The sequence below is a fragment of the Thermoplasmata archaeon genome (genome assembly GCA_035632695.1).
Taxonomy (GTDB): Archaea; Thermoplasmatota; Thermoplasmata; order RBG-16-68-12; family RBG-16-68-12; genus RBG-16-68-12.
Genome location: DASQGG010000104.1, coordinates 1 through 11,142, shown reverse-complemented (window position 1 = coordinate 11,142; position 11,142 = coordinate 1). Strand labels below are relative to the sequence as shown.

Annotated in this window: 11 protein-coding genes and 1 tRNA gene; 3 read left to right on the top strand and 9 right to left on the bottom strand. The window is 69.4% G+C overall.

Annotated elements, in window-relative coordinates; all coding sequences use genetic code 11:
- Positions 1–139 precede the first annotated feature (139 nt).
- Positions 140–1,027, bottom strand: coding sequence for a hypothetical protein (locus VEY12_07250; GenBank protein ID HYM39923.1), 888 nt, complete (start codon positions 1,025–1,027; stop codon positions 140–142).
- Positions 1,028–1,116: 89 nt separating this feature from the next.
- Between VEY12_07250 and VEY12_07245 the strand changes: the two genes are divergently transcribed.
- Positions 1,117–1,761 carry a DUF6582 domain-containing protein gene (locus VEY12_07245; protein HYM39922.1) on the top strand — a complete coding sequence of 215 codons (645 nt, stop codon included), beginning with the start codon at positions 1,117–1,119 and terminating at the stop codon, positions 1,759–1,761.
- Between the two features lie 42 nt (positions 1,762–1,803).
- On the opposite strand, the gene VEY12_07240 is transcribed toward VEY12_07245, so the two are convergent.
- Positions 1,804–6,006, bottom strand: coding sequence for a tetratricopeptide repeat protein (locus VEY12_07240; protein ID HYM39921.1), 4,203 nt, complete (start codon positions 6,004–6,006; stop codon positions 1,804–1,806).
- 154 nt (positions 6,007–6,160) lie between these two features.
- Here VEY12_07240 and VEY12_07235 point away from each other — a divergent pair, with 154 nt between their 5' ends.
- Together VEY12_07235 and VEY12_07230 are read left to right on the top strand one after the other, a co-directional pair.
- Positions 6,161–6,934, top strand: a complete 774-nt coding sequence (locus tag VEY12_07235; protein ID HYM39920.1) for a hypothetical protein — start codon at positions 6,161–6,163, stop codon at positions 6,932–6,934.
- Positions 6,935–7,004: 70 nt separating this feature from the next.
- Positions 7,005–7,259 (top strand): hypothetical protein, encoded by a 255-nt coding sequence (locus VEY12_07230; protein ID HYM39919.1) that lies wholly within the window; start codon positions 7,005–7,007, stop codon positions 7,257–7,259.
- Between the two features lie 8 nt (positions 7,260–7,267).
- On the opposite strand, the gene VEY12_07225 is transcribed toward VEY12_07230, so the two are convergent.
- The 7 genes from VEY12_07225 to VEY12_07195 all read right to left on the bottom strand — a co-directional run.
- A tRNA-Gly gene (locus VEY12_07225) sits at positions 7,268–7,338 on the bottom strand.
- A 137-nt stretch (positions 7,339–7,475) separates the two neighbouring features.
- Entirely contained in the window at positions 7,476–7,601 is a 126-nt protein-coding gene (locus tag VEY12_07220; GenBank protein ID HYM39918.1) for a hypothetical protein, read from the bottom strand.
- Between the two features lie 82 nt (positions 7,602–7,683).
- Positions 7,684–8,133, bottom strand: a complete 450-nt coding sequence (locus VEY12_07215; protein ID HYM39917.1) for a hypothetical protein — start codon at positions 8,131–8,133, stop codon at positions 7,684–7,686.
- A gap of 73 nt (positions 8,134–8,206) precedes the next feature.
- Positions 8,207–8,455 carry a hypothetical protein gene (locus VEY12_07210; GenBank protein HYM39916.1) on the bottom strand — a complete coding sequence of 83 codons (249 nt, stop codon included), beginning with the start codon at positions 8,453–8,455 and terminating at the stop codon, positions 8,207–8,209.
- A gap of 56 nt (positions 8,456–8,511) precedes the next feature.
- A complete protein-coding gene (locus VEY12_07205) occupies positions 8,512–8,997 on the bottom strand; it encodes a hypothetical protein (protein HYM39915.1) in 486 nt (161 codons plus the stop codon).
- 98 nt (positions 8,998–9,095) lie between these two features.
- Complete coding sequence (arcS, locus tag VEY12_07200; GenBank protein HYM39914.1) at positions 9,096–10,880, bottom strand: archaeosine synthase subunit alpha; 1,785 nt, start codon at positions 10,878–10,880, stop codon at positions 9,096–9,098.
- Positions 10,881–10,922: 42 nt separating this feature from the next.
- The coding region (locus tag VEY12_07195; protein HYM39913.1) for a DUF835 domain-containing protein at positions 10,923–11,142 on the bottom strand (220 nt) is incomplete at its 5' end.

Genomic DNA, 11,142 nt, shown 5'->3' with positions numbered 1-11,142 from the left:
CACCGCGGAGATCGATCTCCGCGACGTGAAGACCGCGCGGTCCTCCCGGCCCACGTTGCGCGATACGCGCAAAGAGATGTGGGAGGCCGTCGCGCCGAGCGTTCCCGTGCGCCAGGTACCGCGGTAGCCGCACCCCGAGCTAGGGGGTTCGCTTCCCGGGCTCGCCTGGCGAGCTGAGCTGCCGAAGGGACTCGGTGACCCCTTGGGTCGCGGGGCGCAGACCCGCGAGTGCGCTCTCCACGCTCGGCGTCACCGGGAGGCCTTCCCGCTCGGCCCACGCCCGGAGGCCGGGCAGCACGTCCGGTTCGATCAGGATCCGGTACACGGAGACGGCGGCGAGCACGGGCGGGAACATCCGCGCCGCCCAGAGGGCGAGGAGGACGATGCCTGCCTCGTAGGAGTCGCCCACGCTGTGGGCGAGCGTCACGAAGCTCACGAGGAGCGCGAGCGCACCGATGGGTCCCAGGAGGCCTTCGAACACGGCGGCCTCGCGGACGATCTCCCCCTTGGCGGGGTTCACCAGGCGAAGATCCAAGGCGTCCACGAGCCACCCTCCCGGGAGGAGGCTCGTCACGACGCCGGCCAGGAGCAGCAGGGGAATCGAGAACAGGACCCGGTTGAACGTGATCGCCTCGGCCCCGCTGAGGTAGTACTCGATCTCCGAAATCACGACGAGATTGATCGCGAACGGGCCGAGGGCGTGGACCACGGTATCCCGAAAGCGGACGGTTCGCGGCGTCGGGAAGCGGACGTAGAACCCGGAGCGGCCGAGCAGGAAACGGTGCGTGTGGTGCGTCGCACGGCCCAAGGCTCGCACCACGGGAGGGATGAGCCACACGACCACGGGCACCAGGGCGAGGAAGAGATAGTCGATCGCCTCCCCGCGGACGCCCACAGGCCCCTGTGCCCGTGGGAAGACGAGCCGAATGACTTCCGGGAAGCCCGTGTTCAGGAGGACGAGGGCCACCGCGAGCGTCGCGACGCAGCCGATGAGGTGGATGACCCCGGGTCGGAGCCGGCTCGCCACGGACGGGGCGCAGTCCCGCGGTGGTATCTCATCCTTTGCATGCCGACGGGCCGCGACGCTTATGGACGTCCGCCGCGATTCCCCGCCGCATGGTCCGGGCCGTCAAACCCACCCGCAAGCGCGACGGACGGGCAGGCCCTCCCGAGGGCTATCCCAAGGATCCGGAGAAGTACGCGGACCCGGCGAACTGGAAGTACCCCGTCCACACCCCGTTCCACGCGCGCGCCGCGCGTCGTTACTTCAACAAGGAAGGGAACCGCGCGAAGTATGCACCCGAGGAGCAGGCGTTCATCGACAAGCGCATCAACGACGCGCTGGAAAAGTTCGGCGTCGCGATCCAGGTCAAAGGCGGCGAGATTACGGAGGAGGCCGGGACGATCCAGGCGGACGTCCCGATGAACAAGGACATCGACGCCATGAGCCTCGACGAGCTCCTGCTCGTCCTCCTAGGGACGAACCGGCTCGCCTCGGCGAAGGCCATCGACCCGGGGCTCGTGTCCGTCGACAAGGCGACGACCACCCTCCTCTCCGGGACCGTGAAGGAGTACTCCGTGCGCATCGACACCCAAGAGCGACGGATCGAGCACGACTGCGTGGACTTCCGGACCAACCGCGCGAAGGCACGGCTGTTCTGCAAGCACCTGGGCGCATTCGTCCTGCGCGTCGACCACGCGCAGGCCGTGCGCCTTCTGAGGGAACTCCTGCGCGAGCGGGACCACTGGACGTTCGAATGACCCGGGAGCGATCGCGGCTGCCGTGAGATCTGCGCTCGATGCTCAGAGCCGACTGAAGTCCCTCGCCGGATCCGCCTCGTGCTTCTCCGCGGCCTTGGGCTTGGGCCCGCCGAGCGGCTCGTGGCAGCCCGGGCACTCCGCGCCGCCCTCCAGGCAGGCTTTGCACAACCACGTGCCGCACGCATGCTTCTGGGTGCCGAGGAGCTTGTGGGCCGAGCATCGGGTAGGGGCCTCCTCCTCGGATTTCGCCTTCGCGGCCTTCTTGGGCGTGAGGACGTCCGCGGTGTCCTCCTCGTCCTCGGGTCCTTCCGACTCCGCCTCCGTGGTTTCTATCACAGGAGCGGACGGGCGTACGTCGGAGCTCACCTTCCGGTGCCTTGGCGCCTCGGGCGGTTGCTTCGTCGTGATCCGGTACCCGCCGCCGTTGAAAATCTTCAGGGAGACCTCGAGCTTCTTGGCCTCGTAGGGACCCAGGCGGAGCTCCTTGGCCAGGTCCACGAGGTTCCACTCCTCCTTGGGCAGGTCGAGCGCCTGGCGGATCAGGTCGTCGTTGTGCCACTCCGGGGTGGGCTCCAGGGGCGCGTCCCGGATCCAGTCCAGGTAGCCCCAGATCTCGCGGGCCTCCTCGAGGTCCACGCGGGGCAGGGCTGCGCTCACGTCCGTGAGGCGGATCGCATCCAAGTCGGGCCGGTGTGCCAGGAGACTCGCGCCCACGGCCTCGTACTTCCGGAGGTCCTCGGGAGCGATGTTCTCGGGAGCCAGGGGCGCGGGCTCGTTCACGTACTTGATCACCTCGTCCAGGCTCTCGAGGGGGACCGAGCAGTACTTGAAAATCTCCTCCCGAGTCGCAGGGCGGTGCATCTGTTGCTCGAACCGCACGACACGCTCCGCGTGGGCCTCGATCGCGGCCAGGTGAAGGCGAATCTCCGCGGTTTTGCGGCCCTCGATCGCGGGTTCGTACGCGGGGTCCAGGGCCAGCGCCGCGTCGAACGCCTTCAGGGACTCCTCGAAGCGCTTGAGGTGAAGGAGGGCGAGTGCCTTGCTGTTCCAGTACGCCTTGTCGCGGGCATCGAGCCGCGTCGCCCGGTCGTACGACTCCGCGGCAGCCTCCCAGTTCCCCGCGCGCTCCTCGCAGAATCCGCGCATGTACCAGAGCGCCTTGTCGCCTGCCTTCGTCTCCGTGGCGTGGGCCATCGCGTCCGCGGCCTCGGAGAACTGCTCGAGCTTGAGGTGGACCATCCCTTTTCCGCGCCAGGCGTCCGCGGATCCGCCCTCCGACTCGAGCGCCGCCTCGAACGCCTTGAGCGCATCGGGGTGGCGCTCCGAGGCCTGCAGGGCCTCGCCCTTCCAGGTGAGTACGTGGACGTCCTTGGGGCGGGCCTTGAGCACCATATCGAAGCACACGAGCGCGTCGTCCGGGTGCCCCGTGCGGAGGAGACAGAGACCCTTGGTCCGGTACGCGTCGTAGTTGTTCGGGTCCTTCTGGAAGACGCTCGTGACGAGGGACAGGGCGTCGTCGTAGTGGGCCTGCTCCGCGGCGCAGACCGCCTTCCCGTTCAGGAAGTCGAGGTTGTCGTGCTCCAGGACGAGCCCGTCCTCGAACACGTTGAGCGCGTCCGGCGTGCGGCCCTGTTCCAGAAGGGCCCTCCCCTTCGCCGCGATCGCGAAGCGGTCTCCCGGGTTCAGGGAAAGGGATCGGTCGAAGGCCTGGATGGCCTCGTCCCAGCGGGCCAGGCGGGCGAGCGTGCTGCCCCGCGCGTTCCAGAGCCGGCGGTCCATGGGATCCAACCGCGCCGCGACGTCGAAGGTCTCGAGCGCCTGGTCGACCTTCCCCATCCGCTCGTAGGCGAGGGCCTTCTCCCGCACCGCATCCGCGTCGCGCGGGTCGAGCTCCAGGAGTCGGTCGCACGCGTCGACCACGGCCTTGTGGGCGTCCGAGGCGACGAGGACCTCGCGCTTCAAGCGAAGGAGGTCCGCGCGCTGGGGCGCGAGGCTCGAGGCGCGGTTGATGGACGCCAGGGCGTCCTTGTCGTCCCCGGCTACGTGGGCGAGGCGGGCGCGACGCGCCCAACCCTCGACCTCCTTGGGATCGAGCGCGGTGAGCCGGGCACAGGCCGCGAGCGCCTCCGCGGTCTTGCCCAGGGCTTCGAGGGCGTCGCAGCTGCCCAGGGTCGCTTCGTGATTCTTCGGGTCCGCGGCGAGGACGCGGCCGAACACGGCCAGGGCTTCCTCGTACCGGTGGAGGACCAGGAGGCACGCGCCCTGATTCACCGCGGCGGCGGTGAGCGCGGAATCGAGGGTTGCGGCTTGTCCGTACGCCGCGATCGCCTCCTCGTAGCGCTTCAGGGAGTGCAGGCACACACCCTTCCCGTAGAACGCGCGGGCGTGCTTGGGATCCAATGCGAGCGTGCGGTCGAAGGCGCTCACGCCCTGCTCGAACCGCTTGGCGCCCTGGAGGGAGAGGCCCAGGAGGAACCACGCCTTCGCGTCGTCCGGGGCGTACCGGGTCGCCCGGTCGAGGGAGTCCGCCGCATCCGAGAACGTCTTAAGATGAAACTGGGCGCGCGCCTTCTCGTACCACAGGCCCGCGTCGGCGGGGTTCGCGTCGAGGGCCGCCTCGTACGCGTGGACGGCCTCCTCGTGCCGATCCAGGGCGAGCAGGAGCGAGGCCTTGTGCGCCCAGGCGCCCGCGTTGCGCGGATCGAGGCGCAGGACGGTGTCGTACGCCTCGAGCGCCTCCGCCTTCTGGTCGAGCGCGGCATGGACCTCCCCCTTCACGATCCAGGTGCCCGCGTCCTTCGGATCCCGGGAGAGGATCGCGTCGCAGGTCCGGAGCAGGACCTTGGGCGACGTCGCCCTTCGGAGTGCGTCCCGCTCGCCGCGGAGCGCGTCGAGGTCGTCCGGTTGCAGGACCAGGACCTGGTCGAACGTGTCGTGTGCCTCCTGGGCCTTGCCTTGGGCTAGGAGCGCACGGCCCCGGTCCTTCAGGGCGCGGACGTTGTGGGGTTGCAGGGAGAGGATGGCGTCGCACGTGGCGACGAGCTCGGGCCACCGTTCCGCCCCAAGGAGGAGCTGCCGCTTGAGGTCGTGTCCGTCGTAGGACTGGGGCTCGACGGCCAGGAACTCGTCCAAGGCGGCAAGCGCTTCATCCTTCCGGCCCACGGCGAGGAACGCCTCCGCCCGCGTGTACAGCGCCAACGCGTGACGGGGATCCAAGGCCAGGACGCGACCGCACTCCTTGAGCACCTCGTCCCACTTCGCCAGGCTGCGCACGGACTCCAGCCGCCCCACGTGCAGGTCGAGGACCTTCGGGGTCAGGGCGATCGCGCGGTCGTACGCCGCGACCGCGTCGAGCTGGCGGCCGAGCTTCTTCAGCAGCAGGGCCTTCGCCTTCCAGGTGAGCGGGTCGCCATCTCGGTTCCGGAGGGATTCATCGTAGGAGCGGATCGCCTCGTCCGACGTGCCGCCGGCGGCGAGGACGTCGCCGCGGTTCCGCCAGGCGTCCGGGTCGTACGGGTCGACCTGCAGGATGCGGTCGAGGCACCGGAGCGCCCGCTCCGTCTGGTGCAGCGCGAGGTAGACCTGCGCCTTCCCCTCGAGGGCTTCCTTCCGGTCCGCGGCAATGTGGAGCGCCCGGTCGTACGCCTCGTTCGCGTCCTCGAACTGTCCGAGGCGCCGGTGCGCGTCGCCCTTGCGCACCCACATGTCCACGTCGTTCGGAATCAGGGCGAGGAGCCGTGCGTACCCATCCACGTCGTCGGGCTGGAGGTTCACGGCCTGGACGAACGCGCGGACCGCCTCGGGTGCCTGTTGGAGGGCGACGTGGGCGTCCCCCTTCCGCTCCCACACGCCCTTCGCCTTCGGGTTCACCCGGAGGGCAGCGTCGTAGTAGGGCAGGGCGTCGGCGGCTTTGCCTTGCGCCGTGAGGACGTCTCCCTGGCACGCGAGGGCGCGCACGTTGGATCCGTTGAACCCCAGGGCGCGCGCCGCGGCCACCTGGGCCGCATCCAAGGCGCCGACTCGCAGGGCGCCCGCGCCCACCCGCGCATACGCCTCGCACCAATCGTCCGTGCGCCGCGTCCCGCTGCCGACCTGGGCTTCGAGGAGGACCAAGGCACGCTCGTAGGCGGTCACCGCACGACGGCCGGAGCCGCGCTGGGAGAGCGCGTCGCCGGATGCCGCGAGTTTCTTGACTCTGTCGAGGACCCGTCCCTCTCGATCGAGAAGGTCAGGGAGGAGTGCCATCCCTATCATCCCACCGGCCACGCCCCGAGCCCGGGGCGTGTCTGACAAATGGCCGACATGGAACAAGGCGGCTTTATACCTATCGTCAAAGCATGGGCGCGTACGCGGCCGGGAAACGTTCTTGGCCCCGGAGCCCGTCCATCTCCTGAGTCCCATGCGTCCGCTCCCGCCGTCCGGCCGCGGCCGCCACCTCGTTGTGGCGGCAGCAGTCCTCCTGGCCGCGACCCTGGTCCTCGGCGCCCTGCCCGCGCCCGCACACGCCCAGCCTGCGCCGGAGCTGGGCACCGGGATCTTCGTCGTGAACGGCGCCTCGAACGCGACATTTTCCCTCGCGGGCGGCGGGACGTACTTCCTGGTCGTGGCCACGGACGACGCGTCGAGCTTCGTCGACGCCCGGGTCACGTACAACGGATCGCCCGCGGCCCAGACGAACGGCTCGGGCTCCGCGGCGTCCATGGTCTCCCTCGCCGGGGGGAACTATGCGATCACCCTCACCGGCCACGGTCGGGCCGCGCTGGGATGGGACTTCACGAGTGGCTCCATCCAGACCTTCCCGGACAACGCAACCATGAGTGCGTTCCTGCGCCCGGCCAGTGCCCACATCGACCTCACGGTCTCCCTCGAAAGCGCGCAGGCCATCCGCCTCGCGGTGTACGACGATCGGCTTCTCCCCGTGAGCCAGGCCAACGTGACGACCTCGAGCGTTGTGAGCGTCGATCTGCCTGCCTCCCACGCGACCTCGGCATTCCTCGTGGCGTCCGCCGTGGCGGGGAACGGGAATGGCGTGTTCGCGCTCGCGTGGTCCTCGCCCGCTCCTCCGGCGCCCGGTCCCGGCATGGCGTCGCAAATCCTGGTGGTCGTGGCGTGGATTGGGGTGCCCGTGGTCGTCGGTCTCCTCGGCTTCCTTGTCCTCCGACGGCGGCGGTAGCCGCGGCTCCGGCCAGCGTTTGTCAACTCGCGCGCGGGTGGGCGCGAGAGGCTAAATACGCCTTCGGACCATGCGGCGGACAATCGTCGGACAGGGATGGGATTCCGTGCCGAAGAAGGGACCGATCGACCCGATCAAGATGCGGAAGCGAACGCGTGACTGGCTCGCGGAGCACACCCTCCGGGACGTGCGTGGGATTGCGCGCGACCTCGAGAACGCGGGCGAGGACGTGAGCGAACTCGTCGAAGCAATCAACGAACTCGATGCGATCGTGAACGAGAGCACGTCACGGATGCGCCGCGACGCCGAGAGGGCAGAAGCCTGACACCGCAGTGCGCGGGGCGGGAGTTGAACCCGCGTTATAGGCTTGGAAGGCCTAGGTCCTACCGTTAGACTACCCGCGCGCATCCGGCGCAAGCGAGCGGGCTCGTTTTAACCTTTCCGCGCAGACTGAGTCGCCAATCAAGTTGCAGAAAAATAAGGGTGACCGGCGGGCGCGAGGCGACCCGTCCCGCCGATCGAGATGGGATGGATGCGAGCCTTAGCCATCGTCGTCGGATGCGTCCATGGACAGGGAGCATCCGTACGACGCGTACACGTCCTGCCAGCTGGTGTCCTCGTACGTCATCATGTCGACCACCACGGTCATGTTCGCCGCACTTGCCACGCCGCTCCGATGACCGAGGACGTATAAAGCGCGGGACCGAGGGGAGGTGGGTGAAAGTAACTCCCTGGGGGGGTGAAAGTACTCACGGGCCCGAACGCACCGCGAAGGGCCGAGAGCCACCCTTCGTCAACAGGACCGCCGTGGCCACGGTAGCGACCAGGAGGACCAGAAAGGGCGCGCCAACGATGAGGTTGATGAGGACAGCCGCCAGGAAGAGCAGCAGGGCGTTCACTCCCGCGAACAGCATGACATCGGACCGCGGTCCGGACATCTTCTTCGACAGGTCGGCCACGTGCGTGGGATCGACTCCCGTGAGACTGCTGAGGAACGTGGGCGCCTCCCACGTTCCGACGTTGCCCCCCGCGGCGTAGGCGAGAATGGCCCAGACCACGGCTCCGAGGAAAAACGCGGCGCCAAGCCAAACCCGCAGGTCCGGGGCGAAGAAGACCGCGATGGCGGCCGCCAGCGTGGATGCAGCCAGGACGCCGCAGCCGAGCGCGAGGAGCGGCCGCGACACCCGTAGCTCCCTCATGCCCATCGCTCCCGATCCGCTAGAGGCCCGCGCGGACTTCTAGCTTTGCCCGGGCTGCCGCAGGAAGGCCGCGTCACCTCGTCGTGAGCCACTCGAAGATATGGTTGGCGATGAAGGCTCCGCCAAACCCCGCGGGCAGGAGGGAGAGCCCCCACTCCCCCAGGAGGACGAGCAGAAGGGCGAGGGCTAGGGCGGCCACAACGACGACGACGAAGCGCCGGAAGGCCACGGTCTCCACGAACACGACGAGGACGCCCAGCGTGATCAGGAACACGACCGCAGCATAGAGCCCCGCGGTAGCGGGGTCCGGAATGAGGGCCACCTGCGGCGGCCAGGGAAGGCCGGCGGCTTAAGGATTCGGAGGGACCACGGACGGGCTCAGGTCGCGGCGCGAGGACGCCGCGGAAGCCCGGTGACCACGAAGAGCCCCGCCGCGGAAGCGAGGAGCACGCCCAGCGCCACGAGTCCCGCCCACGGCAGGACGTACGTCAGCCCACCCGTGAACATGAGCAGGAACCCCAAGACGGCCGCGGCGATCCCCACATCGGTCGACCCCGCGAGTTTTCCCCCGAGGTCTTCGAGCACCGGGCGGTTGCGCTCCGGGTTCGCGAAGCTCGGGCCAATCACCGGGCGGCCCTCCAAGGCTCCCTGCCCGAGGTACGTCTCCACGGACGGGGCCAGGATCCAGCCTCCGATGGACCACGCAAGACCGAGGAGGATGCACGAGGCGACGAGGGCCTGCGTCCGCGCCGCGTCCGAAAAGGTCCCGATCTGGGCAGCCGCGAGCGTGCCGAGGACGGCCGCCGCGGCGGTGACCAAGAACCACTCCAGGAGGCGATGCGTGGACCGGGCCGAGACGGACATGACATCCCCGGGCTCAGAAGGGCCGTCACACGTATCGTACTTCCCGAGGAGTGCCCGTGGGGGCGCTGGATGGGCCGCCGCCCCGGTGCCGCGGGGGTCTAGGCCTGAGGCCGTTCGACCACGTGCCGGACATGGACCGCCTCGCCGCGCTCGGCGTCGCTCATCTCGCGCCCGTTCAATCGGGCGGTCCCCACGGCCCGCACGTCCTTGCTATGGCGCACGACGACGTCGTCGCCCACGCGGATCTCCGGAGACGCCGCGGTGACGCCCACCGCGAAGATGTTCCCCTTGGGCACGAAGTCCTCAATGTCCACGCAGTACGCATCCTTGCCGGAGAGGACCTGCCCCCCCTCGAGGGTCAGAGAGAGCAATCCCCGGTCCGTGAGCATGGCAACCTGGGCGCCCCCCTTCCGCACGTGGACGTTCGGGAAGCGACCCCGGAACTCCGAGCCCTCGACGAGCGTCCGCCCGGACTCCCCGAACTGGAAGCGGGCGATGTTCGCGAGCTCCTCGGCGAAGCGACGGCCCCGGGAGATCGCGGGAAGCGGTGCCGTGACCTCACGCAGGGTCTTCGCGAGGCTGCCGAGCGATTCGTCCGAGGTGGGTCGGCCCTCCGCGGTGAACCGCGCCTCCGGCAGCACTTCGCGGACGATCGGGGCTTCCGCGCCCAGATGGGCTACGACCGCATCGTAGGGATTCGCCGCGAGGTAGGCCCGGAGGTCCTCGGACACCATGGCGGCCTCGTCGCGGTTCCAGTCGCCCGTCACGGGGATGTCGTACGCCCGCGCGGGATAGAAGCGCTCGAGCTCCCGCGGGACGAGCCCGAGCGGCGACGTGACGATGACCTCGTGAATCGCGGACGGGTTAGGGGACGCCAAGATCGCGTCGCGGAACCTCCGGTGGCTGCGGCTCGAGGAGTAGGGCTTGCGGGCCGAGCACGGGAGCAGGAGGAGGACTCTCGCGGACGGGGGCTTCGCGTACCGCTCTTGGACGCGGCGGCGGAAGCGCACGACCTCGGGGCGGGTGAGCGACTCGTGGGAGTAGGCGAGGACCTCGCCGCCCGCGACCGGGGTGTACGACTCCAGGAGGTCCGCGTGGCGTCGATCGAGATGCCGGAGCACGGCGGTGTTCCAGGGGTCGTTCGCGAGCCGCCGTTCCACGAGTTCCCGCAGCCGGCCGTGGAGGAGATGGTTCCGGACCAAAAGCAGCTCCCGGTGCAGCGCGAGTTCGTTGTGGGCCCTCAGGTCCAGGCCCGCCGCGCAGGCCGCGCATCCGCACGCGCCTCGGTCCGCCTCGGCGAGGGGGACCGCGCCGTCCGCGGTGTGGAAGATTCCCCGAGCAGCGTCCAAGACCACCCGACTCGAGTCCGCGAGATCGATTCCCGCATAGACCAGGATCGCCAAGTTCGAGGGGGACGCGAGGCCGGTGACTGCGAGGACCTTCGCGGGTCCGAGTTCCTCCCGCGCGCCCGCCACGGCCGCCGTGAAGTCCCGAGGGTCGCGCGCGAACTCCGGACCGTTCGCGAGGAAGATCGCCTCGGCGTCCGCTCCGGCGGCGCGGTCCTCGTCGGACGTGAGCAGGGCGAGAGGTCCCGATGCCAGGGGAGCGGGCCGCTCGATCTCGGAGACGGACCGCGGCAGCCCCTTCCCGGGAGGCAGGTCCCACGGGGACTCGACCGGCCGGGGAAGGAAGATGCTCCCGCCGACCCGAATCTGGGGCCGCGGATCCGGGGTTCGACGACGGACGGCCAGGACCTCGGCGAACGCGGGCGCGGGCGCCGTGTCCCGATCGACGAAGAGAACCGTCGGCGTCCGGAGGTCGCGGTCCGCATGCGTCCAGAGACCGAGGCGGCCAAGGCCTCCGTGCTCGAGGATTTCGAACATGGAGGGAGCGTCGATGGAGGGCCTCGGTATATAGGTTCTGGCTCACTCCAGGGTGACCGTGTTCCGCTCGATGAGGGCGAGCTCCTTGGGCTCGAACGCGCGGTCGTCCACGCTGAGGATCAGGACCGCCCGCTTCATGGCGACCTGCTCGTTCACGTACTCGAGGAAGTGCAGGATGCGGGGGAAGTCGTTGTTGATCATCAGGTACTCGAGGCCGTCCAAGAGGATGACCGCCCGCGGCCCGTCGGACACGAAGTTCGTC